The organism is Bittarella massiliensis (ex Durand et al. 2017) (assembly GCF_001486165.1).
GTDB lineage: Bacteria > Bacillota > Clostridia > Oscillospirales > Ruminococcaceae > Bittarella > Bittarella massiliensis.
On the sequence record NZ_LN908977.1, the window covers coordinates 251,734 to 275,754 of the forward strand.

Sequence of the window (24,021 nt, forward strand, 5' to 3'; positions counted from 1 at the left end):
AAGCCCCCCTTTAGCCGATGGCGCCCATGATGCCGATGAGGGGCAGCATGACCGCCAGGAGGATGACCCCCACCGAGAGGGTGAGGAAGGCCGCCAGCCCCGGCTCGACCGTCGAGAGGGCGCCGTCGATCTGGCGGTCTGACTCCTCTGCGAAGAGGCGGGTGAGGCGGGCCAGCGACTCCTCGCCGCTCCCGCTCTGAAAGCCGCTGACGAGCATCCGGGCGTAGAGGGAGGGGAAGACCTTTTCGGCGTAGATGGCCTGGGCCAACCCCTCGCCGGTCTCCATCCGCTCCCGGCAGCGGGCCAGTTTGGCGCGCAGGAGGGGGTGGTCCACCATCTCACTGGAGACGGCCATGGCCCGGTCGGTGTCCACCCCGCTGGCCAAAAAGGTGCTCAGGGCCGAGGTGAAGCGGGCCAGGGACACCTGGTAGGCGACCCCCTTGGTCAGGGGGAGGCGCTGGGCCAGGGCGGCCAGCCGCTGCAGCCCCCGGGGGCGCTTCATCATCTGCAGCCCCACCAAGAGGAGGACCGCCAGCACCAGGGTGATGACCAGCACCGCCCAGGCGACCCCCTTGGCCACCGACATGTACCCGACGGAGGAGCCGGTCAGGTCCCCCGCCAGCTGGGCGTAGACGCCGGAAAAGACCGGCAGTACCTCAAAGACCAAAAAGAGCATCACCGCGGTCATCAAAACCAGCATCACCGTGGGGTAGACCACGGCGCTGCGCAGCTTTTTCTGCAGGGCGTCCTGCCCCTCGTAGTAGACGGCCAGCCGTTTGAGCACCTGCTCGGTGCGCCCGGCGATCTCGCCCACCTCGACCATGTCGCTCAAATAGCTGGGGAAACAGCCCGCCGCCCGCAGGGCGCCGGGGAGGGAGTGGGTCTCTTCCAGGCAGTCCAAGACCCGCCGGACCCCCTCCTGAAAGGGGCCGGGCTCCATGTCCTCGCAAAAGAGCTCCAGCGCCTCGCTGGACGGGATGCCGGCCCCCAGCATCATGGATAGATTTTCGCAAAACAGGCTCAGCTCCAGGTCGTTCAACAGCGTCTGTTTCATCTGCCGCCTCCTCTTTTTTTCGCGCCCATATCAGTACACATAGCGGTCGACATAGTTTTTGCCGTCGCCCACAAAATCCTTTAGGTCCGCCCCGCCGGCGGCGAAGGTGGTGTCGATGCGCACCCAGTTGCCGGCCTCCACCTGAAACTCCACCGCGATCCAGCCCGACTCCTCCAAATAGATCAAGTTCCAGGCGTGGTAGAGGTCGTTCGGGGCCACGTAGCCGGTGACGAGTTTGGTGGGGATGCCCTGGCTGCGGAGCATGGCGGCCGCCAGGGCCGCGTAGTCGTAGCAGATGCCGGTGCCGCTTTTCAGGGTCTCGTCGGGGTCGGGGGTGTAGCCCTTGGGGACGGTCTCCGCCTTCCCCACGTCGTAGCGGATATTTTTTACGATGTAGTCGTAGATGCTGTTGACCACCCCGATCTGGCTGGTGTCCTCCGCCGACAGCTGGGCGGCCTTGTCCACGCAGGCGGACCGGGGGGTGTAGTTGACCTGGATGCTGGGGCGGAGGAAGGGGGCGAACTCGCTTGTGAGCTGCACCTGCCGGGCGGTGGAGAGGAGCTGGGCATACCGGTCGCCGGTGGTGTTTCGCATCACCCGAAAGGTGTATTCGCCGTCCCCCATCTGCAGGGGGTAAAAGCAGGGGGTGCCGTCGTTTGCCAGGTCGTAGTTGTAGGTCTCCTCCCCCTTGAGCACCTGAAATTTCAGGCGGGCGCTGTGCTGGGCCCGCACCGCCACATAGCCCTCGCCCAGGTTGGTCAGGTCGATGTCGGCCCCCCCGCCCGAGACCGCGTCGCTGCCGTCAAAGACCGCCTCGGCCACCGGGGGGCGCTGGTAGTTGCCGGCGGGGTGACCCTCCCGCTGGGGGCTGTCCTTGGCGCAGCCGCTCAGGAGGGCGAGGGCGGCCAGTGCGGCGGCAAACAGTCGTCTGTATTTCAAAGCGGCCCCCCACCTCCTCCTGGCGTATATAGATTCAGTATAACACAGTTGTGCGGCCAATGCCACGCCCTTTTTGGGGGGTAAAACAGAGAGAGGGCGCCCTTTTTCGGGCGCCCTCTCAAGGCCGTACGGCGGGCCTTATTTGGCGTAGTTGTCGAAGTAGTTTTGCACCAGCACCACCGGGGTGCCCTTGTCGCCGCTGCCGGAAGTCAGGTCGCACAGGGAGCCGATGAGGTCGGTCAGCCGGCGGGGGGTGGTGCCCTGGGCGGCCATGTCGCCCACCAGCTTGTCCTTTTTGTGGGCGATGCGCTCGCGGACGGCGGCCTGCAGCTCCTCGCCGCTGAGGTCGGCAAAGTCGTTGTCGGCCAGGTATTTCAGCTTGACCTCGTTGGGGGTGCCGTCGAGCCCGGCGGTGTGGGCGGGGGAGACCACCGGGTCCGCCAGCTCCCAGATCTGGCCCACCGGGTCTTTGAAGGCGCCGTCACCGTAGACCATGACCTCGATCTGCTTGCCGCTGCCCTCGCGCAGCAGGTCGGCCACCCGCTGGACAAAGGCGTCGCAGTCCCGGGGGAAGAGCTTCACCGAGGTCTCGGTGGCCTTGTTGGAGCCCAGCAGGCCGTACTGCTCGTTGTAGCCGCAGCCGCCAATGCTCTGGTTGAGGATGTCGCTGAGGGAGCAGACCGCCTCGGCCCCGGCCTCCTTCAGCTGGCGGCAGGTGCGCTGCCGGGTGTGGATGTCGCAGGCCAGCACCCGCTTGGTGTACCGCAGGATGGCGGCGGGCTTGTTGGCCAGCACGATCTGGGGCTCGGCCCCGCACTCGCGGATGACCTGGGCGTAGTAGTCCAGGTAGTCCACCCCGGTGAAGGGGTGCAGCACGGTGCCGAACGTCTCGTGAAACTCCTCGGCGGTGAGGACGTCGCTCCAGGGGTTGATGCCGGCCTCTTCCAGCCGGTCGATGTCGATCAGGTGGTTGCCCACCTCGTCGGAGGGGTAGCTGAGCAGCACCGTCACCTTTTTGGCGGCCTTGGCGATCCCCTTGAGGCAGACCGAGAAGCGGTTGCGGCTGAGGATGGGGAAGACCACCCCGATGTGCTCGCCCCCCAGCTTGGCCCGCACGTCGGCGGCGATGTCGTCGACGGTGGCGTAGTTGCCCTGGGTGCGGGCCACCACAGACTCGGTGATGGCCACCACGTCCCGATCGTGCAGGGCGAAGGGCTCGCCCGCGGCGGCGTCCAGCACCGACTTGGCCACGATGGCGGCCAGGTCGTCCCCCTCTTTGACGATGGGAAGTTTGATCCCTCTGGATACGGTGCCTACGAAGTTACTCATCTTGCCTCTCCTTTTTTGGCGGGCCCAAAAGCCCGGTTTACAAACAACTGCTCTACCAGTATAATGCAATTGTATATATAAGTAAAATATCTTTTCATAATATAATTTATAAGGTGGTCTAATAGTATGGAGGTCAAGCTGGAACACTATCGGGTCTTTCGCGAGGTGGCGCGGCAGGGGGGCTTCTCGGCGGCGGCGGGGAAGCTCTTTGTCTCCCAGTCGGCGGTGAGCCAGACGGTCAAACACCTGGAGAGCCAGTTGGGGGTCCCCCTCTTCGACCGGCGGGGGAAGAGGCTCTCCCTCACCAGCGAGGGGGAGCTGCTCTACGGCTATGTGGACGCCGCCCTCAAAACCCTGGAACAGGGGCAGCAGAGCCTGCGGGAGCAGCAGAACCTGGAGCAGGGGCAGCTGCGGGTGGGGGTGTCGGACACCATCTCCCGCTTTGTGATCCTGGGCCAGTTGGAGCGATTTCACCGGGAATACCCCCACATCCGGCTGGTCATCCAAAACGGCACCTCCATCGAGGCGGTGGAGATGTTGGCCGAACACAGCGTGGACCTGGCCTTTGTCAACTCCCCGGTGCGGGACCAGCGGGTGGAGGAGCACCGCTTTTTCCGGGTGCACGACGTCTTTTTGGCCGGGCCCCGCTACCCCCTGCCCCAGCGTCCCCTCGCCGCCGCTGAGGTGGCGGCCCTGCCGCTGATCTTACTGGAGCGCAAGTCCAACGCCCGGCGGTTGGTGGACGACTGGTTTGCCGCGCAGGGCCTGCCCATCTCCCCGGAAATCGAGCTGGGCTCCCACGACCTGCTGCTGGACTTCGCCCGCATCGGTCTGGGGGTCTGCTGCGCCATCGAGGAGTTTGCCGAGGACTACCTGCGCCGGGGGCTGGTGGTGAAGCTGCCGGTGGATTTCTCTCTGCCGCCCCGGCACATCAGCTGGTGCAAGCTGCGGGACGTCTCCCTCTCCCCCAGCGCCAAGCGCTTTGTCGATTTCATCGGCGGCCGCTACGGCTGGTGACGGAGAAGCGGCCCGGGAAAAGCGATGTCGCCTTTCCCGGGCCGCCTTGTTTTGGTCCTACCCGCGGATGAACTTCTGCACCTTTTTGGGGGGCGCCTCGGGGTTGAGGCGGTAGACCTGGCGGGCGATGGCCTCCTCCGCCTCCCGGGGAGAGAGGGCGTCCGCCTCGCGAAACAGGCCGCAGCCCCAGAAGCGCTCGGCGGTGCAGAAGGCGGCTGAGGGCCAGCCGTACCCCTCTCCAGTTTGGGAGCGCTTTTGCTGCCGGCCGCAGACGGTGATGTAAAGCCGCATCTGCAATTCCGTCAGGGCCCGCTCAAAGGGGGCCTTCTCCTGGGAAGAAAAGCCGGCCCGGCGCTTGAGCTCGTGGGCGGGGAGGCTGTCGGCTGCCAGCAGCGCCTCGTAGACCCGCTTGGCCTCCCGGCTGACCTGACCCTCCTCATAGGCCTCGAAAAGGGTCCGCCCCTGTCGGCGGGCGGCGAGGAAATAGGGGTACCAGGCCCGGGTGATGTAGCCGCTCTTTTTGAAAAACACCTTGCCGTAGGCGATGTCGTCGCGCTCTGTCAGCACCCGTATCCGCCACTCCCAGGGGTCGGTCTCGGGGTCGCCGGTGTGCCAGCGCACCGGGGTGTCGTAGGGCGGCTGTTCCCGCCAGTCCCAGGGCACCAGGGTGTAGATGCCCTCGGCGTTGCTGCCGCCCAGGGCAAACCCCGCCGCCAAAAGCCCCTCGACAAAGTCGCCGTAGCTGTAAATCTCCACCACTTTTTTCTCCTCCTTCTTTTCAGCCCAGGCCCGGCACCGCTCGATGTGGGTGCCGGGCGGGGTGTCGCTGGAATGGCGCGCCGACAGCGCGCAGGGGAAGGCGGGGCGCCAGGTCCTCCTCTCCGACTGCGGCGAGCGGGGACTGGTCGGAGCGGACACCCTCTTTGAGGTGCACCCCAAAAACGTCATTCGCATGCTGCGCTTCTCCATCTCGTAGCCGCACAGGCAAAAAAAGGGGGCGCCCCTGCCGCCCTGCTCATGGCGGCAGACGGGCGCCCCCCTCTCTTCAAGGAGGGAAGTCCCCTCCCTTTAGAAGCCCCAACCCGCGTACTGAACGACCACGTCGACCACCGACTCCGACGCCTGCTGGCAGTCCACCAGCGGCACCAGGATGTCCAGCGGGATGGTGGTGGTGCAGCCGCAGGCAGCCGGCGGGNCCGCCGCGGTGGGGCTGCCCCTGCCCTGGCAGCACCGGGCCAGGGGGCAGGTCCCGTGAAAAGGGGGCACCGGTCTCGTTGCCGCCGCCGCAGCGCTCCCTCCGGGTGCGGCCGGTACGGGAAAGGCCGCAGCGGGGCTCCACCATCAAAGACGACTCCTCTGCTGGCCGCCCTCTGGGCGGTCCGCCGTCATTTCCCCCTTATCGTAGCAGGGCGAACAGGACAACAGCCTGTCCTATTCAGCGGTGGCGGGCGGCGATTTTTTCGGCCTCTTCGCGCACCCGCTCCCTCATCTGGGGCGGGTCGATGACCTCCGCCCCGTCGCCGAAGCTGAGGAACCAGGCGAGGGCCTCCTCCGGCCCGGCAAACCCCCAGCGGGCCAGCAGGCGGCCGTCCTCTGCGACGGAAAAGGAGTCGGGGCCCCGCTCCTCCACCAGCCGGTATTTGGCCGCCGGGCAGTAGAGGGCAGTGACCAGGTAGTCATCGCGCATCTGGCTGCCGAAGCGGCGCTTTTCCGCCGGCACCGGGCGGGGGACAAACCCCTCTCCGGCGGGGGTCAGGGCCCAGAGCCGCCCCAGCTTGTAGAGGCGGAAGTCCTGCCGCTGGGTGCAAAAGCCGAAGAGGTACCAGTCCGACCACTTGAAGACCAGGGAGTAGGGCTCCACCCGCTTGTCGGCCTCGCCCTTGCCGTAGTAATAGTGAAAGCGCACCAGCTCCTGCTGGGCGATGGCCCGGCGCAGCAGCTCGATCTTTTCGGACAGGCTGTCCTTGTAAAAGGAGGCCAGGTCGATGACCAGGTCGCCGTCGGGGGAGAGGGGGGCCTCCCCCCGGGCGGAGACCTTCTGCAAAAACTGCTCGGCCGAGGAGGTCTTGCTGACGCTGTCGAGACCCCGCAGACCGGCGAGGATGCCCTGCAATTCACCGGGGCTGAGCAGCCGCCGGTCGAGCTTGTAGCCGTCCATGATGGCGACCCCTCCGCCGCCGCCCCGGGTGCTCACCAGGGGGATGCCCGCGCGGCAGAGGGCGTCCACATCCCGCTGGATGGTGCGCCGAGACACCTCAAAGCGGGCCGCCAGCTCCGGCATGGTGGCCCGGTCGGTCTGCAAGAGGTAGGTCAAAATGCCCACCAGACGATCTGTTTTCACGCGCTCACCCCGCCGGTCAAATTGGATCGGAAACGCGGCTGTGCGCTCCCTCTGAAGAGAGTGTACGGCATTCCCGGCAAATTGACAAGCGGTGACCCTTGTCCCCCCGGCCGCCGCTGTGCTATCATGCAGGAAAGAGAAGGGATGTGCGGCCCCCGACGGGCCGCCTGTTTGCAGAAAGGGTGGTATGCCGTGTACCCAGTTGATTTGATCCTCGAGAACGCCCGGATATACAACAGCTATTTCCAGCGCTTTTTCCATGGCTATCTGGCCGTTTTGGAGGGGCGGATCTTCCATGTGGGCCTGGGGGAGGAGGGGCTGGAGGAGTTTTCGGCCCCGGCGCGCTTTGACTGCGGCGGGCGCTGCCTGATCCCCGGGCTGGTGGACGTGCACATGCACATCGAGAGCAGCATGGCCGCCCCGCTGCCCTTCACCGACTACCTGGCCCGCTGTGGGGTCACCACCATCGTCAGCGAACCCCACGAGATCGCCAACGTCTTTGGGTTCGAGGGGATCCGCGCCATCCTCGACGCCGCCCCCGACAGCGCGGTGGAGGTGCTCTGCGGCATCCCCAGCTCGGTGCCCTCCACCAGCGCCGCGCTGGAGACCACCGGCGGCGAGATCGGGCTGGAGGAGCTGAAGGAGCTGCTCCAAGACCCCCGCATCGCCTGCCTGGGCGAGGTGATGAACACCCGCGGGGTGCTAAATGAGCCCGCCTGCAAGCCCAACGTTTTTACCCGCTACCTGCGCACCCAGGCCCCGGCGCTCCCCCTGGAGGGGCACTGCCCCCGCCTCAAGGGGGTCGACCTCTCCCGCTACCTCTTCACCGGCATCGACTCGGACCACACCGAGCACGACTTGGAAGAGGTGAAGCATCGCTATTTTAAGGGGATGTTCTTCGAGTTGCAACAGAAGATGATGCTGCCCGAGGTGGTGGCGTTCATCGTGCAAAACCGCCTCTACGAGCAGACCGCCTTTGTCACCGACGACACCATGGCCGACGCCCTCGTCGACCGGGGCCACCTCAACGCCCTGGCGAGGGAGGCGGTACGACAGGGGATGCCCCTGGAACAGGCCGTCTACTGCGCCAGCTACACCGGCGCCCGGCGGATGCGGCTGTACGACCGGGGGGCCCTTGCCCCCGGCCGGCTGGCGGACATGGTGCTGCTCTCCGAGCGGGCCGAGGATTTTCTGCCCCAGCGCACCTACAAGGCCGGGCGGCTGGTGTGGGACGCGGCGGCCCCAGCCCCCACCCGCAGCCGCGCGGGGATGTTCCCGCCCCACTTCTACCGCTCGGTGCAGCTTTCCCCCATCGGGGAGGAGGCCTTTCGGGTGCCCGCCCCCCAGGGGGCCCAGCGGGTGACGGTGCGGGCCATGGGGGTCAGCCGCCTAAGGACCCAGACCACCGAGGAGCATCTCTCCCTGCCGGTGCGAGGGGGGCTGGTGGACTGGCAGGGCAGCGGCGCGGCCCTGGTCTGCGTCTTCGAGCGCCACGGCCGGGGCGGCGGCGTGGGCCGCGGGTTTGCCTGCGGCGACCTGCTGCAGCGCGGGGCGGTGGCCACCACCTACGCCCACGACCACCACAACCTGATGGCGGTGGGCCACAGCGCCGCCGACATGGCCCTGGCGGCCGAGCGGGTGCGGCAGTTGGGCGGGGGGATGGCGGTGGCCGAGGGCGGCGAGATCCTGGCCGAGATCCCCCTGCCGGTGGCGGGGCTGATGAGCGAGGAGCCGATGGAGGTCATCGGTTCCCAGTTGCGGGAGGTACAGCTTGCCCTGCGCCGGCTGGGGTACCGCCACTACGAGCCGGTGATGTCCCTGTGCACCCTCTCGCTGCCGGTGAGCCCGGCTTTGAAAATCACCGACAAGGGGCTGGTGGACGTGGCCAAAGGGGCGGTCGTCCCCCTGTTTTGTGAGGGATGAGCGGGAGAAAGCCGCGATAAAGGCCGTTGGAGCGGCCGGGTGCGCCCTGGCGGCCGCGCTTTTGGCGGCGGGTCCGGCTCTGGTGCCGGTGGCCCGAGCGGCAGTCGTCCCCCTTTCCAAAATAGAGGAGAGGCCGTTCCCCGGACCAAACGCAGAAGAGCGCCGCCGCCAGGGCTTTATAAAGTCGTTTTCTTTGCCATTTTGGCCGGGCCGACAGCGGCCCTTGACCCGGTGGTGGGATTTGAAATGGACAGCCGTTTTGGGCAGATGGCGGGGGAGAAGACGGCCCTCTGCCTCTCCCACCGGCTTTTCGGCCACCGCTTCTGCCGGGGCATCGCGGGCGGCCGATCCAGCGGGGCCCCCGTGAGGCTGGCTCTTATACACTTCTCGATGTGTATAAGAGCCAGGGTACGAACCACCGCGAGATGAGAAAGAGCGACGGGGGGATCTGGCCGTGGGGCAGGGGGCAAACGGCGTCTGCGCGTCCGCCTGGCCATCCCCGGCATCGTGGCCGCTTCGTGGCTATTATACCATATTTCTTCGCCGGGGGAACCCGGTTTCACCGCTTTTCAAGGAGGTTTTAAAAGAGATGAGACACCGCTTGTTTTCCGCCCGGGAGCCCGCGCGCCCGGCCCCCCTTTCGACCGAGGGGGACGCCATCTGCCTGGCCGGCGGCTGCTTTTGGGGGCTGCAAAAGTACCTCTCCCTCATCCGGGGGGTCACGGCCACCCAGGTGGGCTACGCCAACGGCTTTAGCGAAGATCCCAGCTACGAGGCAGTCTGTTACGGCAACACCGGCCACGCCGAGGCAGTGATGGTCCGCTACGATTCGGCCGTCCTCTCCCTGGAAGGGCTGCTGGAGTGCTATTTTGGGGCGGTGGACCCCACCATTCGCAACCGCCAGGGGGGCGATATGGGCAGCCAGTACCGCACCGGCATCTTCTACTTGCGGGAGGGGGATCTCCCCGCCATCCGCCGGGCGGTTGCGCGGGTACAGGCCCAGTACAGCGCCCCGGTGGTCACCCAGGTGGAGCCGCTGAAAAATTACGCCCCGGCGGAGGAGTACCACCAGGACTACCTGCAAAAAAATCCCCAGGGCTACTGCCACATCGGCTCCGCGCAGTTTCGCCGGGCCGAGGCGGCCAATCCCCCGCCCAGGGAGGCGGGGGAGCGGGGGTGGAAAAACCCGCCGGAGGAGGTGCTGCGGGAGGAGCTGCCCCCCGAGCAGTACCGGGTGCTGCGCGAAAACGGCACCGAACCCGCCTTTGAAAACCCCTACTGGGATTTCTTTGACGACGGCCTTTACGTGGACGCCGCCACCGGCCAGCCCCTTTTCCTCTCCTGCGACAAGTTCGCCTCCGACTGCGGCTGGCCCGCCTTCTCCCGTCCGGTGGAGGGGGCGGCCCTCACCGAGCGCCGGGACGAGAGCTTTGGCATGGAGCGGGTGGAAGTCCGCTCCCAGGGGGGCGACAACCACCTGGGCCACCTCTTTGACGACGGCCCGGCGCAGACGGGCGGTCTGCGCTACTGCATCAACAGCGCCGCCCTCCGCTTCATTCCCCGGGAAAGGATGGAGGAGGAGGGCTACGGCGCCTACCTCGCCCGGCTGGAAGGGCAGGGGAAGTGAGGGCCCACCCCCTCAAACCGTCCGTTGGCCGCCCGGGCGAGGGGAACAGGGCCCCGGCGCCTGCTGGGCAAACTCCCCAAAAAAGAGGGCGAAAAATCCCCGCTCACCCTGCAAAAGGGGGATTCTCGCGGCCCGCCCTTGTGTTTTGGCGGAGGCTGTGCTATTTTTATAAAAGTTATTTTGCCACCGGGCAAAGGGTGCGAAAAGCATTCGTCTGCACATCGTTAGGTCTTTGAAGATGTGCGAGCGGATGCTTCTTTTTTTGGAGGTGCTTGCAGTGAACAGAAAGGCGTTGTCCAACTACTTCACAAGGGCGGAGAGGCTGCTGTGGTGCTCGTCGGTGCTGCTGATCACCCTCTCCTTCTGCCTTTTTGACCGGGCCAACTACCTGACCCTGGTCGCCTCGATCGTCGGCGCGACCTCGCTGGTTTTAAACGCCAAAGGAAACCCCATCGGACAGTTTTTGATGGTTGTTTTCAGCCTGCTGTACGGGGTGATCTCCCTGCGGTTTGCCTACTACGGGGAGATGATCACCTATCTCGGGATGACGGGGCCGATGGCCCTCTTCGCCCTCATCTCGTGGCTGAAAAACCCCTATGGCGGCAACCGGGCAGAGGTGAAGGTGGACCAGTTGAAGCGGGGGGAGGGCGCCGTCATGCTGGCCCTGACGGCGGCTGTCACCGCGGTGTTTTTCTTTGTCTTGAGGGCCTTTCACACGGCCAATCTGGGGGTGAGCACCCTCTCTGTCGCCACCAGTTTCCTCGCCGTCTACCTCACCTTTCGGCGAAACCCCTACTACGCGCTGGCCTACGCGGCCAACGACCTGGTGCTGGTCGCCCTGTGGGGGATGGCCTCTTTGACAGACCCCTCCTACCTCTCGGTGGTCATCTGCTTTGCCATGTTTTTGCTCAATGACCTCTACGGGTTTGTCAACTGGCGAAGGATGCAGATCCGGCAGAGCGCGGCCCGATGAAGCGCAAAAAGGGCTCCCCCCAAGGGGAGCCCTTTTTTGTGGGAGAGGGGCGCAACCCCTCTCTCTTTGACAGCGGCGCGGGGAAATCAGAGCATCGCTTTCAGCAGCTCTTCCAGCTCGGCCTGGCTTGCCTCCCGCGGGTTGTCGGCGGTGCAGACGTCGCTCATGGCCTGCTGGGCCAGGAAGGGGACGTCCTCCGCCTTGACGCCCAGGGCGCCCAGGTTGGCGGGCACCCCCAAATCGGCCCCCAGCTGGCGCACCGCGTCGACCGCGGCCCTGCGGTACTCCTCCGGCGACATGTTGGCGGTGCCGTGCACCCCCATGGCCTTGGCGATGTCGCGGTACTTTTCGCCGGTGCACTCGGCGTTGAACTCCATTGCCCAGGGGAGGATGACCCCGTTGGTCAGCCCGTGGGAGGTGCCGTAGACCCCGCCCACCGCGTGGGCCAGGGAGTGGACGACGCCCCGCCCGGCGTTGGAGTAGCCCATCCCCGCCAGGTGCTGGCCCAGGGCCATGCTGCTGCGGGCCTCCGGGTCGTTTTCAAGGGCGGCTTTGCGCAGCGACCGGCCAATGAGTTCCACCGCCTTGAGGGTGAAGATGTCGCTCATGGGCCAGGCGCCCTTGCTGATATACCCCTCGATGGCGTGGGTCAGGGCGTCCATGCCGGTGGCCACGGTCAGGTCCTTGGGCATGCCGGCCATCATATCGGGGTCGACAATGGCCACCACGGGGATGTTGTGGGGGTCGTTGCAGACGATCTTGCGGCGGTTTTTCACGTCGGTGATGGTGTAGGAGGTGGTCACCTCGGCGGCGGTGCCGGCGGTGGTGGGGACCGCCACGATGGGCACGGCCTGATTGAGGGTGAGGGGCCGCCCCTCCAGCGAGAGAACGTCGTCGTAGTCGGGGTTGTTGGCGATGATGCCGATGGCCTTGGCGGTGTCCATGACGCTGCCGCCGCCGATGGCGATCATGCAGTCGGCCTTGACAAAGTGGTAGGTCTGCACCCCGTGCTGCACGTTTTCGATGCTGGGGTTCTGGTGGATGTCGTCAAAGAGGCTGTATTTGATTTTGTTTTCGTCCAGGATGTGGGTCACCCGCGCCGCCACCCCCAGGCGGATCAGGTCCCGGTCGGTGACGATGAGGGCCTTTTGCCAACAGTGCTCCCGCACCTCGTCGGGAATCTTTTCGATGGCCCCGGGGCCAAAGTAGGACGTTTCGTTGAGCAGCATTCTCTGGATCATTTGTCAAACCCTCCCGCTGTTATTTGTGTTGGGATATGGATTCTCTCAACACCTTTAGTGTAGTATATATATGATAACAAACTATTAACAAAAATAGAAAATGTAGATAGAATATACATATTTCTGCCAAAAAGACGCTAAACTTTTGCGCTTTCTTTTGTGCAGCTTGGGGGTGGGGCGGGCCCGCCGTTTGGGGCCGCGCCCTTTTGGTTTTTGGAGAAGTCTGCTATAATGGAGCAAACCGCCGGGCGGCCCGCGCCCCCGGCCGGAAAAACCCACCCAAAAAAGGAGCGAGCGACCATGTACGATACCCAGACCGGCGAATGGATCGAACCCGGCAAGGAGCCGATGTCCGCCCCCCTGCAGAGAGAGCCCGTCTACAAACACCTGGCGGCCACCTTCGGCTGGATGTTTCTGGCCCTGGCCATCACCTTTGTCACCTCTTATGCGGTATATGCCACCGGCGCCCTCTACTATGTCTTTGCCAGCCCCTACCTGCTCATCGCCATGGTGGTGGCCAAGCTGGTGATGGTGGCGGTCCTCAGCCGCAACCTCTACAAGTTCAGCGTGGGGGCGGCCCGGGCCATCTTCCTGGCCTACGCGGCCACCACCGGGGTAGTGCTCTCCTCCCTCTTTTTGCTCTACGACGTGCCCAGCGCCATCCTCCTCTTTTTGGCGGCCTGCGTCTACTTCGGGGCGATGGCGGCGGCGGGGATCATCACCAAAAAGGACGTCTCCGGCCTGGGGGGACTGGTGACCTGCGGCCTGATCGGGCTGCTGGTGATGACCGTGTTGTCGATGGTCTTTCGCCTCTCGGGGCTGGACATCGCCGTCAGCTTCATCGGCCTGGCCCTCTTCATGGGCATCACCACCTACGACGCCAAGCGGGCCAAGGACTACTATTACAGCTTTGAGGGCGACGGGGAGATGCTCAAAAAAATCTCCATCTACTCGGCGCTGAACCTCTATCTCGACTTCATCAACATCTTCCTCTATCTGCTGCGGCTGCTGGGCAAGCGCCGGAAGTAGAGCGGCGGCCATGGTACTGCTCCCCACCCGGCGGGGGGAGCACCGCGCCACCGAGGAGCTGGTGCGGGAGGCCTTTTGGGACCTCCTCGCCCCCCGGGTGCGTGGAACACTACCTGCTGCACCGGCTGCGAGGGGATCCTGCCTACCTGCCGGGCCTGGACTGGGTGGCCCTGGTGGCCGGTCGCCCGGTGGGAGTGATCGCCTGCCCCCAGGCCCTGGTGACGGGGGCAGATGGGGTGCGCCGCCCGGTGGCCACCTTTGGCCCCATCGGGGTGTTGCCCGACTGGCGGGGGCAAAGGGTGGGTTCCGCCCTCATCGAGACCACCCTCCCGCTGGCCGCCGAGCGGGGGTACGGCGGGCTGGTCATCACCGGCGACCCCGACTGCTGCCGCCGCTTTGGCTTTCGCACCGGCAAGGCCTTCGGCATCCGCCCGGGCGATGGGTGCTATCACGCGGCCCTGCTGGCAAGAAGCTGCGCCCCGGCGAGCTGTCGGGGGTCGCCGGCCGCTACTGCGAGACGGAGGTGTTCTCCCTCTCCCCCGGCGATGCGGGCCTGCTGGCCTTCGAGAGGGGCTTTCCCCCCAAAGAGCGGGTGGAGGGCACCCCCTCCCGGCGGCGGTTTGCCCGCTCCGCCGCCCGCCTCTCCCCGACGACTGACCGGCAAAGTGCCCCGCTCCCACTGTGGAGCGGGGCACTTTCTTTGACAGGTGGGGAAATTTTGTGGGCTGTTCTAAAAAAGCTGTACAAACCTTGTCTGATAAACAATTGAAAAGGGGGCGTTGAGGGAATAAGCTGAGGGTAGAAGCTGTCACACCGCTGGAGTAGACGGAGGGATACAGAATGGACGTTCAAAATTTGACCAATGAAGTGGGCGCGCCGGTGGCGGAAAACGAGAACGCACTGACCGCGGGTCCCCGCGGCCCGGTGATGCTGCAGGATGTTTGGCTGCTGGAGAAGCTGGCCCACTTTGACCGGGAGGTCATCCCCGAGCGGCGGATGCACGCCAAGGGCTGGGGGGCGTACGGCAAGCTGACGGTCACCGGCGACATCTCCCGCTACACCCGGGCCAAGGTGCTGCAGCCCGGCGCGGTGACCGACCTCTTCCTCCGCTTCTCCACCGTGGCGGGGGAGCGGGGCGCGGCCGACGCCGAGCGGGACATCCGCGGGGTGGCGGTGAAATTCTACACCGAGGAGGGCAACTGGGACCTGGTGGGAAACAACACCCCCACCTTCTTCCTGCGCGACGTCCACAACTTTCCCGACCTCAACCGGGCGGTGAAGCGCGATCCCCGCACCGGCATGCGCTCGGCGCAGAACAACTGGGATTTCTGGACGCTGCTGCCCGAGACCTTCCACCAGACCACCATCGTCATGTCCGACAGGGGAATCCCCGCCTCCTTCCGCCACATGCACTTTTACGGGGAGCACACCTTCTCCCTCTACAACGAGGAAAACCAGCGGGTCTGGTGCAAGTTCCACTTCAAGACCCAGCAGGGCATCCAAAACCTCACCGACGCCGAGGCGGAGGCGGTGGTGGCCAAGGACCGGGAGAGCCACGGCCGGGACCTCTACGAGTCCATCGAGCGGGGCGACTACCCCCGCTGGACCATGTACGTGCAGATCATGACCGAGGAGCAGGCCCAAGCCCACTATGAAAATCCCTTTGACATCACCAAGATCTGGAGACACGGGGAGTTCCCCTTGATCGAGGTGGGGGTGCTGGAACTCAACCGCAACCCCGAAAACTACTTTGCAGAGGTGGAGCAGTCCGCCTTCACCCCGGCCCATGTGGTGCCGGGCATCGGCTTCTCGCCGGACAAGTTCTTGCAGGGGCGGCTCTTTGTCTACGGCGACGCCCAGCGCTACCGGCTGGGGGTCAACTACAACCAGATCCCGGTCAACCGGGCCCGCTGTCCGGTGAGCGATTACCACCGGGACGGCGCCATGCGCACCGACGGCAACTACGGCGGCGCGCCCGCCTACTCCCCCAACAGTCAGGGGGCCTGGGCGGCCCAGCCGGGGGTGATGGAGCCGCCGCTGGACCTGTCGGGGGCCATGTACGCTTACGACCCCAAGGACGACCCCACCGACAACTGTTTCCGCGCGGGGGGCGACCTCTGGCGGGTGATGACCCCGCAGCAGCGCGACCTGCTCATCGAGAACACCGCCAGAAATATCGAGCCGGTGAGCAAAAACGTCAAGTACCGCCATGCCGTCCACTGTTACCTGGCGGACTTGGAGTACGGCCGCCGCATCACCGAGGCCATGGGGCTGGACTTTGAAAAGGTCAAGGCCCTCTCCCGCCTGCCCCACCAGAAGTTGGTGGAGGCCACGTTGGGGGAGATGGAGTAGAAACAAGGGACCCGGCGCTTTGGCGCCGGGTCCCTTTTCAGTTGCCATTCCCGCAGCGGCCCGCCGTCCGGCGCTGCGGGGGGAGGCAGGTGTTGCCGCCCGGCCGTCCCTCCCCGACTTCAATCGGGGGCTGGGGGAAAAGACAAATCTGCTTTTCATCGGCAAGAGCGAGTGGGGGAGAGGTGGCCTGCCCCAACGGAGGGCCGGTGGGGCTTTTTCTCCAGTCGAAAAGCAGCGACCGAATACGGGTGGGGGCCGCTGATTGGAAGGTTGGAAAGAGGAAAAGGGGGGCCTGCATTTTGAAAGGGACCCAATCGAGGGCGATGCTGCCAAGCCACCGGCAGCTTGGCGGCTCTGCCCTTCGGCGAGGGAGGCGATTGCCTTGGCGGGCAGCGCCCTCGGACCGGGCTGTTGCCCCACTTCGGTTGGCCCCTGCGCCCGCCGTCTCTTTGTATTCATCCCCCTGCAAAGGTGGGTGCCTCCCTTGAAAGGGCGGGGGAGCGGCCCCTAGCGGCAATATCCGTCGGGCAGGGGGCGGTGGGGGTACTGCACGGCAATGCGGTTTTCCGGCAGGGGGTCAAAGAGGTAGAGTGCGGTGAGAAAGAGCCACTCGGCCGGTTTCATCAGCAGATAGATGGCGTCCGCCAGGTAGGGGGAGCGGATGTGCCGGGCCACCGGGTAGCCCAGCCGGTCGTAGAGCCCCCGCACCAGCCGGTGAAAGGGGGGGGTGCGCTCCTCCAGCAGCTGTTCAAAGGCGTTGGCCACGCAGAGCTGCCGGTTGACCGTCACCTGGTGGCCGTGGCGGCAGCCCGGGCGCAGGGGTTTGACCAGCCGCCGGTGCCCGCCCGCCGCCACCGTGCAGAGGTAGTGCTCGTCGTAAATGACATTGGGGGGAGAGACCTGCCGGGAGAGGTTCCAGTCGCTGGTCTCGCTCCAGGCCCGCAGCACCGCGTCGGGCGCCTGGCCAAAGAGGGCCAGCAGCCCGACGAGGACCCCCAGCAGGGGCCACATCAGCAGCCCGGCGAGCCAGGGCCAGTTGGCGGCGTTTTCGAGCAGGGCGGCCATCCATCCCAGCAGGGGGCGGGTCTGGTAGCGCGCCGCGGCCTCCCGCCGGGAGCACTGTTCCCGCCACTGGGCCACCAGATCCCGCACCGCCTTGGCGGCGATGAGAAGGCAGTTGGCGGGGAAAAGGGCCAGCAGCCAGTACCGGGCGGTGAACACCTGCGCGATCCAGAGCAGGCAGACGCCGCAGCCCAGGTAGAGGGCGGCCATGGCCAGCACCGCCGCCAGGGGCGGCAGTTTGGGCAGGGGGACCAGCCGCAGCAGCAGGTATCCCAACAGCCCCACGGCCGCCAACACCGCCACAGTGGGCGCCCCCCAGCTGGCGACGGGGGTGTGTCGCTGGGCGTTTTGCAGGGGAACCGGCCAGTCGGCAAAGCGGATCTCCGAGACCGAGAGGAGAAGGGCGGTAAAGAGAGCCCCGGCCGCCAGTGTCGCCCCCTCCACCGCCTGTCCGGCCCGGCGGGCGGCTGCCCCCTTGGCGCGGCGGATCAAAAAGGCCAGGTTGAGGAGGGTCAGAAGGAGGGGCCAGACCAGAAAGAGGCCGACGCCCGCCGATACCGCGAACAGCCCCGAAAGGGAGGAGGCGCGGCCCAGCGCCGCAGTCAGACAGCCCAGAAAGCCCAGGGCCTGCCCGGCCGCCAGCGACCAGAGGAGCGGATGGCGCAGGAAGGCCCCTTTGGCCTTGGCGGGGCTCATCCCCTTTTCCCCCGGGACGCGAGGCCCAGCCAGCGGCCGTAGAGGAGGGCCAGCAGCAGCTGAACGCCCCCCGCTGCCAGGGCGATGAGCAGGCAGGGGAGAAGGCCGCCTCCTCCTTGCCCCCAGCCGCGGTAGTACCAGAGGGCAAGGGCGTCGCCCCCCAGGCAGAGCAGGGCGGTCAGTCCCCCCGAAACGGCGGCAAAGAGGGGGGCACTGCGGTATTCCCTGGCAAAGAAGTAGTGGATGAGGGAGAGAAAGAAACTCACCCCCGGCACCACCAGCCAGAGGGCGGCCCGCCCCTGGGGCAGGGTGTGCCAGCCCCCCTCCACCATCACCCCGGCAGCGGTGAAGAGCAGGGCGGTGAGGAGGATGGCCGCCAACAGGGAGTTGGCCCAGCGGCGGCGGATGTTGGCGAGGACGGTCCCCTCCGGCGGGGGGGCGGCGAGGGGGAGGTCGAGCCCCGCCTCCATCTCCGCCAGAGCGCGGCGGCAATCGGCGCAGCCGGCCAGGTGCGCCTTTACCGCCCGGCGCGAGGCGTCGCTGCAGACCCCGTCCAGGTAGAGGGGGAGCAGGTCGCGTATCAAATCACAGTCAAAGTCCATCCAAACCATCCTCCTTCATGACGGCGATGAGCCGCCGTTTGGCCCGGTAGTAGAGCACCCGTGCCCAGCTTTCAGAGCGGCGGAAGTGGCGGCTGATCTCGGCTAGCGAGAGCCCCTGCAGGGCGTGCAGGGCAAAGACGGTGCGCCCCGGCTCGGTCAGCCGCTCCACCTGGTGGAGGATGGCCTCCGCCGCCTCTCGTTCCTCCTGGCGCAGGAGGGCTGGGTCCTCCGCTGCCGCATCGGCCACAGCTCCCTCCAGGGGGAGCTGGCGGCTCTGCCTGCGCCGGGCGTCCAGATAGAGGTTTTTGCCGATCTGGCAGAGCCAGGAGGAGAGCCGGCAGTCCCCCCGAAAGCCGTCCAGCCGGGTCAGGGCGCGGACAAAGGTCTCCTGCAACAGCTCCTCCGCCTCGCCGGGATCGCCGGTCAGCCGCAACAGGTAGCCGTAGACCAGGGGGGCGTTCTCCCGGTACAGCTGTTCAAATTCATCCACGGCGGCTTCCCCCCTCTCTTCTGGTAAGACGTCCTGCCCCTTCCCGCCGTTACAGCATCCCGCTTTTTTTCTGCCCCTTCGCCCCGGCGGTCATCCGGCCGCCGGGGCGGGCGGGAGGGGGAAAACGGCAGAGAAACGGGCCGCCCGCCCTCTGGCGAACGGCCCGTTGCGGTCGGGTCGGCGGTCAGTCCCGGCTGCGGCGCAGCTTGCTCTCGGCGGCTGCCAGCCGGTCATAGCCCTCGATCTTGCGGTCAAGCCTTGCCAACACCGCCTGCATCTCCTCGATGCGCTCCGCCAGCCGCTGCCGCTGCTCCACCAGCAGCAGTTTGCGGGCCGGGGCGGTCTCCTCCCCCTGCTGGAAGAGGGCGACATACTCCACCAGCGACTCGATGGGGAGCCCCGCCCCCCGCATACACTTGATGAATTCGACCCAGCGGCAGTCCTCCTCGTCGTACTCGCGGATGCCACCGGCGCTGCGGTGTACCGGGGGGATCAGCCCGATGCGCTCGTAGTAGCGCAGGGTGTCGGCGGACAGGTCGTAGGTGCGGCTCACCTCGGCAATGGTCATGGCGCAGTCTCCTCTCTCTTGTTTGGATCGTCTGTTTTTGTCGTCCCTCTGCCGGCCTGCGCCCGGCGGGCGAGTTCCTCGGGGCGTTTGACCCGGTAGCCCTGCCGGCTCTTTTGCAGCACTCCCTCGCGGCAGAGGTCGGCCAGCAGGCGAAAGACATGGCGGTAGCTGGTGCCGACGGAGCAGGCCACGTCGGTGAGTTGGTCGCAGAACAGCCCGCCGGGCGCGTTCTTACAGATGTAGGCGCAGAGCCGCTCCTGTGCCGAGCAGAGGGAAGAGAGGGCGTAGTTTTCAGAGCTCCTCTGCAACTTGTCGGCCAGCACCGCCCCCAGCCGCTGCCAGAAGGGGATGTTTACCCGCAGCTGCTCGGCGACGCTGGCGCGGTCGACCGAGACGCACTCAAAGTCGGAGATGGCCGTCACCGTGGTGGTGGCCGACCGCTGGTGGGTCAGCAGTTCGATTTCCCCCATCATCCCGTCCGAGAGATAGTAGCAGAGGATGAGGTTTTTGCCGACCGGTGTGGAACGGGAGACCTTGGCCAGCCCCTTGACCGTCAGGGCCAGGCCCTCGATCTCGTCTCCCTCCCGCACAATGACCTCACCCGGGTGGTAGCGCAGGGCCGCGCAGTGTTCCCGCGCCACCCCTTGCAGGTTGTACTCGGCGAGTTTGGCCAGATGCCGCTCCTCCAGCTCGCACCGCTCCATCGGTTTCGCCCCCTCTCTACAAGATAGGATCGCACCCCTTCCCCCAAAACACCATGACAAATGTCCTATGCCGTCCCGGCACGATTTGGTATCCTCATGGCAGGGAGGGATGAAACCATGTATCAACTGCTCGCTCTTTTGACCGGCGTCACCCTTGCGGTCATGGTGTCCATCAACGGCAACCTCACCGCTGCATACAGCGTCTTTGTGGCGGCGGCGATCGTCCACCTGGTGGGTTCGCTCTTCGCCCTGGTCCTCTGCGCGGCCCAGCGGGAGAAGCGGCCCCTGTGGGGCCACCGCCCCCGCTGGATCTACCTGGGTGGTGCCATCGGGGTCTTTACCACCGTCTTCAACAACCTCGCCTACGGGAAAATCAGCATGACGAGCATCGTCGCCCTGGGGCTGTTGGGGCAGACGGTGGCGGCCCTCGCCATCGACCACTTCGGCCTGTTGGGGATGGAAAGGCGCCCCTTTCAAAAGAGCTCCCTCATCGGGCTGGCCTTTTCCCTGGCGGGCATCGCCATGATGCTCGACCACACGGTCGCCGCCGCGGCGGTGGCGGTGGCGGTCTCCCTCGGCGCGGGGGTGACGGTGGTCCTCTCCCGCACCGTCAACGCCCGGCTGGCCGAGCAGACGGGACCCCTGCGGGGCTCCCTCATCAACCACCTGGTGGGGCTGCCCATCACGGTGGTGCTGGCGCTGGGCTCCATCTGCCTGGCGGGCGGGGCAGAAGTCGGCAGCGGCGCGGGACGGCCCTGGATCTACCTCGGGGGCGTTTTGGGGGTGGCGGTGGTGCTGCTGAGCAACCTGACCGTCCCCCGCGTGCCGGCCTTTCGCCTGACCCTCCTGCTCTTCATCGGGCAGATCTTCACCGGCGTCCTGCTGGACCTTCTCCTGGGCAACCGCTTTTCCGACGCCACCTTCCGCGGTGGGCTGGTCATTGCCGCGGGGGTCATTGTCAACCTTGTGGTGGAGAGGTGGGCCGCCCGCAAGGGGGAGAAGGGAGAGACCTAGCGTCTATCGCAAGAGGGCGGCCGGTATACAGTCGGCCGCCCTCTTTTGGGGCTAGAGGCAGGCGCGGAAGATGGCCTCCACATCGGCCGGGCGCAGGGGGCGATAGCCCCGCAGCACCCCGTCGCCGCAGGCCTTTTTGGCCATCTCGGCGAAATGGGTGTCGTCGATGCCCAGGGCGGTGAAGGTGCTCTTCAGTCCCAGGGTGTCAAAGAGGAAGGCGGAGAGCCGGGCAATGCCCTCTCTGGCGGCCTCCTTGTCGGGCAGGGCGGCATCGACCCCGAAGACGCTCCTGGCAAAGCGGGCAAGGCGGGGGGCGCTCTCCTCGTCGAGGATGTGCTCCATCCAGCGGGGGGTGAGGATGGCCAGCCCCAGGCCGTGGGTGATGTCGTAAAAGGCGGAGAGCTCATGCTCCATGGGGTGGCAGCTCCACTCACAGGTCTGGCAGGTGCGGGTGAAGCCGTTGATGGCCCAGGAGGAGGCCCACATCAAATTGGCCCGGGCCTCGTAGTTCTCGGGTTCCGCCAGCGCCACCGGGGCCGCGTGGACCACCGTCTCCATCAGCCCCTCCATCATCCGGTCGAGCATGTAGAGGCTGCCCTCGGCGTTGAAGTAGGTCTCCATGAGGTGGGAGAGGATGTCGGCCGCCCCACAGGCGGTCTGGTAAGGCCCCACAGTGTAGGTGGCGGTGGGGTCGAGGAAGGAGACCTTCGGCCGCATGGAGGGGTGGCCCCTGCCGATCTTGTCCCGGGTCTCCAGGTTGCTGATGACGCCGCCCGCATCCATCTCCGAGCCGGTGGCGGACAGGGTCAACACGGTGACGATGGGCAGGCAGTTGGTGATGGGGGCTTTGTCGGACAGCAGGTCCCATGCGTCGCCGTCGTGGTAGTACCCCGCGCCGATGAACTTGGTGGCGTCGATGGTGGAGCCGCCGCCCACCGCCAGCAGCACGTCGATTTCGTGCTCCTGGCAGAGGGCGACCCCCTTGTTGACCGAGGTGATGCGGGGGTTGGGCTCGATGCCCGAGAGCTCGAAGAAGGTGAGGCCCGCCCGCTCGATCTCCGCGACGACGCGGTCGTAGAGACCGGTCTTTTTGATGGAGCCGCCGCCGTAGGTCAGCAGCACCCGGGTGCCGAATTTCTTCAGCTCCTCCCCCAGATGGGAGAGCTGGTCGGGCCCGAAATAGACCTTGGTGGGGATATCGTAAACAAAATTTTGCATTGGAAAACTCCTTTCATCTGGCCGAAGGAGGGGCAGATGCGGCATCCCTCCAGCGCAAGTTCCTCTCGATCCCATTTTAAAGCGCCAGCCGGCCGGGGTCAATAGCCCTATTGGGCGGATTTTTTGGTGCAGGCGGCGATCGGTCTACCCGTCCACCGGCTCTAGCCACTCGGTCGAGCCGCCGTCGGCGGGCACCTCGACCGCCAGGTGGGAAAACCAGCTGTCCGGCGCCGCGCCGTGCCAGTGCTTGACATCCGGCGAGATGTTGACCACATCCCCCGGGCGGAGTTCTCGGGCGGGCTCGCCCCAGGCCTGGTAGTACCCCCGTCCCCCGGTGACCAGCAGGATTTGGCCGCCCCGGCGGTGGATGTGCCAGTCGTTGCGGAAGACAGGGGCAAAGGTGACGTTGGCGATGTTCACCCCCCTGTCGGTGAGCATTTCCAGATAGGATTTTCCGCTGAAGTGGGCGGCAAAGGCGGTGTTTTCCGCCCCCATGGGGAAGACGGCGCCACTGCCCAGGTCGTGCAGCCCCTTTTCTTCGTCCATCTCTCATCCCTCCTCAAACGGCGACGCGCAAGGGCCGCTGTTTTGTTGTCTGGTTTTAGGATAAACCCTGGAGTTCACTCCAAGTCAAGGGCCAATTTTGCGCTGCCTTTCAGTAGGGGTCAAGCGGCAAAAATGCCCTCTGGAGCACTGCTCCAGGGGGCGGTTTTGGGAGACCACAAGAGAGAGGGAAGACGGGCGAAAAGGGAGGATGTCCAATGTGCGAAGGAGGCACAGGGTCCACTGGTTTTTTACATCCTGTCAGAAAGCGTCATTCAACGGGCTTTTCTTCCTGTTTGGCCATGGTGATGAGTGTTTTTGCATCGTCCCCCAGGAAGCGGATGGTGCCGCGATCGCCGTCCTGAACAAAAAGGTGGTCCGGGAGATCGTCGTTTTGTGGCCTGGAATTTTTCAGGTGGATTAGGGGAGTGTGGGCTTCACTTATGTACTGCATCAGAAAAATGAGAAACTCTTTTTGGAGTTCCAGCATATCCCTGTCAAAGCCTCCAGCTGGATTGCGATGCCCGTCGATGTCGAGATATAAAACGCGCTTTTTCCCGGGATGAGCCCTCTGCGCCTCAGCTGCCAGTTCCATTAGAATGCACGCCGACGTATCGAAGTCCTCATCTTCGTATACGACGTGGTAGATAGCCACTTTTTTACTCTCCAGTGCTGTGTAAGCGCTATCGCTGAGCCCTCTGTCAAGAATGCCGCTGGCTGTCATTGATTCGACTTGTTGGTAATAGTGGTCCCTCATCTCCCTGATCTGCTTTCTCTTGGCGGGATTTTCACCAAATAGGTCGTGACATCTTGCGCACAGCGGAACGGCGTTGTCCAGCGTGTCATCGCCGCCTTCGTGTTGTGGCTTAATGTGGTGAACCTCCACAAACGGCTCCCCACAAACCACACATCTAAAATTGCTTTTCCTCTTGGCGGTCAACTTGGTTTGCTCACTAAAGGGCATGGGCTACCTCCCTTTTCTCACGGGCATCTCTCTGGGAGACAAAACGACCCGCTTGCAAAAATGACAGACGAGCCTAGGCGCGCCTGTCATCAAACACTTACTTTACTTGAGATAGCTATTCCCACTCGGCAAATTCAGATATAGTAGGGTGTATTTGAGGTGATTTCGCAGGAAAAACTTTCGCAAATATGTTAATATTCCACCTGCTATTTTCGGCTGTAAAGTTTATTAGTATCAAAATAGTATCACAAAAGGCTGGGAAATACAACAGAATTATGTGGAGCTCTACATAATTCCGGCACGGACGGACGCTGTCAGGCACAGCGGATAACAGC

General features: G+C 65.3%; 23 protein-coding genes. 9 read left to right on the top strand and 14 right to left on the bottom strand.

The genetic code is table 11. The annotated features are described in order from the left end of the window. Positions 1 to 10: 10 nt before the first annotated feature. The 3 genes from BN3266_RS08220 to BN3266_RS08230 all read right to left on the bottom strand — a co-directional run bounded on the left by BN3266_RS08220 (position 11) and on the right by BN3266_RS08230 (position 3,322). Positions 11 to 1,054, bottom strand: coding sequence for a type II secretion system F family protein (locus BN3266_RS08220; RefSeq protein WP_059004788.1), 1,044 nt, complete (start codon positions 1,052 to 1,054; stop codon positions 11 to 13). 30 nt (positions 1,055 to 1,084) lie between these two features. Further along, on the bottom strand, positions 1,085 to 1,993 hold the full coding sequence (locus tag BN3266_RS08225) for a transglutaminase-like domain-containing protein (RefSeq protein WP_021661354.1): 909 nt from the start codon (positions 1,991 to 1,993) through the stop codon (positions 1,085 to 1,087). Positions 1,994 to 2,131: 138 nt separating this feature from the next. Beyond that, entirely contained in the window at positions 2,132 to 3,322 is a 1,191-nt protein-coding gene (locus BN3266_RS08230) for a coenzyme F420-0:L-glutamate ligase (RefSeq protein ID WP_059004789.1), read from the bottom strand. Between the two features lie 126 nt (positions 3,323 to 3,448). Here BN3266_RS08230 and BN3266_RS08235 point away from each other — a divergent pair, with 126 nt between their 5' ends. Continuing rightward, entirely contained in the window at positions 3,449 to 4,339 is an 891-nt protein-coding gene (locus tag BN3266_RS08235; protein WP_059004790.1) for a LysR family transcriptional regulator, read from the top strand. A 57-nt stretch (positions 4,340 to 4,396) separates the two neighbouring features. Here the strand turns inward: BN3266_RS08235 and BN3266_RS08240 are convergent, their stop codons facing one another. Next, positions 4,397 to 5,098 (bottom strand): AlkZ-related protein, encoded by a 702-nt coding sequence (locus BN3266_RS08240; RefSeq protein ID WP_059004791.1) that lies wholly within the window; start codon positions 5,096 to 5,098, stop codon positions 4,397 to 4,399. A 61-nt stretch (positions 5,099 to 5,159) separates the two neighbouring features. Between BN3266_RS08240 and BN3266_RS13895 the strand changes: the two genes are divergently transcribed. After that, a complete protein-coding gene (locus BN3266_RS13895; RefSeq protein ID WP_154669034.1) occupies positions 5,160 to 5,315 on the top strand; it encodes a hypothetical protein in 156 nt (51 codons plus the stop codon). 459 nt (positions 5,316 to 5,774) lie between these two features. Here BN3266_RS13895 and BN3266_RS08250 read toward each other — a convergent pair whose 3' ends face one another. Continuing rightward, on the bottom strand, positions 5,775 to 6,680 hold the full coding sequence (locus BN3266_RS08250) for a helix-turn-helix transcriptional regulator (RefSeq protein ID WP_075109719.1): 906 nt from the start codon (positions 6,678 to 6,680) through the stop codon (positions 5,775 to 5,777). 192 nt (positions 6,681 to 6,872) lie between these two features. Between BN3266_RS08250 and BN3266_RS08255 the strand changes: the two genes are divergently transcribed. The 3 genes from BN3266_RS08255 to pnuC all read left to right on the top strand — a co-directional run bounded on the left by BN3266_RS08255 (position 6,873) and on the right by pnuC (position 11,203). Beyond that, positions 6,873 to 8,603, top strand: a complete 1,731-nt coding sequence (locus BN3266_RS08255; protein WP_154669035.1) for an adenine deaminase C-terminal domain-containing protein — start codon at positions 6,873 to 6,875, stop codon at positions 8,601 to 8,603. A 589-nt stretch (positions 8,604 to 9,192) separates the two neighbouring features. Next, complete coding sequence (gene msrA, locus BN3266_RS08260; RefSeq protein ID WP_082671743.1) at positions 9,193 to 10,230, top strand: peptide-methionine (S)-S-oxide reductase MsrA; 1,038 nt, start codon at positions 9,193 to 9,195, stop codon at positions 10,228 to 10,230. 238 nt (positions 10,231 to 10,468) lie between these two features. Beyond that, positions 10,469 to 11,203 carry a nicotinamide riboside transporter PnuC gene (pnuC, locus tag BN3266_RS08265; RefSeq protein WP_059004795.1) on the top strand — a complete coding sequence of 245 codons (735 nt, stop codon included), beginning with the start codon at positions 10,469 to 10,471 and terminating at the stop codon, positions 11,201 to 11,203. Between the two features lie 86 nt (positions 11,204 to 11,289). Here the strand turns inward: pnuC and fucO are convergent, their stop codons facing one another. Next, entirely contained in the window at positions 11,290 to 12,444 is a 1,155-nt protein-coding gene (gene fucO / locus BN3266_RS08270) for a lactaldehyde reductase (RefSeq protein WP_059004796.1), read from the bottom strand. A 300-nt stretch (positions 12,445 to 12,744) separates the two neighbouring features. On the opposite strand from fucO, the gene BN3266_RS08275 reads away from it, so the two are divergent. The 3 genes from BN3266_RS08275 (at position 12,745) to BN3266_RS08280 (ending at position 15,825) form a co-directional block, all read left to right on the top strand. Further along, positions 12,745 to 13,473, top strand: coding sequence for a Bax inhibitor-1/YccA family protein (locus tag BN3266_RS08275; protein WP_059004797.1), 729 nt, complete (start codon positions 12,745 to 12,747; stop codon positions 13,471 to 13,473). Positions 13,474 to 13,574: 101 nt separating this feature from the next. Beyond that, the gene (locus BN3266_RS13900) at positions 13,575 to 14,177 is read left to right on the top strand and encodes a GNAT family N-acetyltransferase (RefSeq protein WP_154669036.1); all 603 of its coding nucleotides are present in this window, start codon (positions 13,575 to 13,577) and stop codon (positions 14,175 to 14,177) included. Between the two features lie 136 nt (positions 14,178 to 14,313). Next, positions 14,314 to 15,825, top strand: coding sequence for a catalase (locus tag BN3266_RS08280; RefSeq protein WP_059004798.1), 1,512 nt, complete (start codon positions 14,314 to 14,316; stop codon positions 15,823 to 15,825). 507 nt (positions 15,826 to 16,332) lie between these two features. Here the strand turns inward: BN3266_RS08280 and BN3266_RS08285 are convergent. The 5 genes from BN3266_RS08285 to BN3266_RS08305 all read right to left on the bottom strand — a co-directional run bounded on the left by BN3266_RS08285 (position 16,333) and on the right by BN3266_RS08305 (position 19,947). After that, complete coding sequence (locus BN3266_RS08285; protein ID WP_059004799.1) at positions 16,333 to 17,583, bottom strand: DUF6688 domain-containing protein; 1,251 nt, start codon at positions 17,581 to 17,583, stop codon at positions 16,333 to 16,335. Then, positions 17,580 to 18,185, bottom strand: a complete 606-nt coding sequence (locus BN3266_RS08290; RefSeq protein ID WP_059004800.1) for a zf-HC2 domain-containing protein — start codon at positions 18,183 to 18,185, stop codon at positions 17,580 to 17,582. Before BN3266_RS08290 ends, BN3266_RS08285 begins: the two co-directional genes overlap by 4 nt. Then, complete coding sequence (locus BN3266_RS08295) at positions 18,175 to 18,675, bottom strand: RNA polymerase sigma factor (protein ID WP_059004801.1); 501 nt, start codon at positions 18,673 to 18,675, stop codon at positions 18,175 to 18,177. Before BN3266_RS08295 ends, BN3266_RS08290 begins: the two co-directional genes overlap by 11 nt. A 184-nt stretch (positions 18,676 to 18,859) precedes the next feature. Next, positions 18,860 to 19,243 carry a MerR family transcriptional regulator gene (locus BN3266_RS08300; RefSeq protein WP_021659459.1) on the bottom strand — a complete coding sequence of 128 codons (384 nt, stop codon included), beginning with the start codon at positions 19,241 to 19,243 and terminating at the stop codon, positions 18,860 to 18,862. After that, positions 19,240 to 19,947 (bottom strand): Crp/Fnr family transcriptional regulator, encoded by a 708-nt coding sequence (locus BN3266_RS08305; RefSeq protein ID WP_059004802.1) that lies wholly within the window; start codon positions 19,945 to 19,947, stop codon positions 19,240 to 19,242. The genes BN3266_RS08300 and BN3266_RS08305 overlap by 4 nt, the downstream gene beginning before the upstream one ends. Positions 19,948 to 20,064: 117 nt before the next feature. Between BN3266_RS08305 and BN3266_RS08310 the strand changes: the two genes are divergently transcribed. Continuing rightward, positions 20,065 to 20,961 (top strand): DMT family transporter, encoded by an 897-nt coding sequence (locus BN3266_RS08310; protein WP_059004803.1) that lies wholly within the window; start codon positions 20,065 to 20,067, stop codon positions 20,959 to 20,961. 51 nt (positions 20,962 to 21,012) lie between these two features. On the opposite strand, the gene BN3266_RS08315 is transcribed toward BN3266_RS08310, so the two are convergent. The 3 genes from BN3266_RS08315 to BN3266_RS08325 all read right to left on the bottom strand — a co-directional run bounded on the left by BN3266_RS08315 (position 21,013) and on the right by BN3266_RS08325 (position 23,686). Further along, a complete protein-coding gene (locus BN3266_RS08315; RefSeq protein ID WP_059004804.1) occupies positions 21,013 to 22,179 on the bottom strand; it encodes an iron-containing alcohol dehydrogenase in 1,167 nt (388 codons plus the stop codon). Positions 22,180 to 22,323: 144 nt separating this feature from the next. Next, positions 22,324 to 22,725 carry a cupin domain-containing protein gene (locus BN3266_RS08320; protein ID WP_059004805.1) on the bottom strand — a complete coding sequence of 134 codons (402 nt, stop codon included), beginning with the start codon at positions 22,723 to 22,725 and terminating at the stop codon, positions 22,324 to 22,326. A 268-nt stretch (positions 22,726 to 22,993) separates the two neighbouring features. Next, positions 22,994 to 23,686: an HNH endonuclease gene (locus BN3266_RS08325; protein ID WP_075109720.1), complete on the bottom strand. Its 693-nt coding sequence runs from the start codon at positions 23,684 to 23,686 to the stop codon at positions 22,994 to 22,996. Between the last annotated feature and the right edge of the window lie 335 nt (positions 23,687 to 24,021).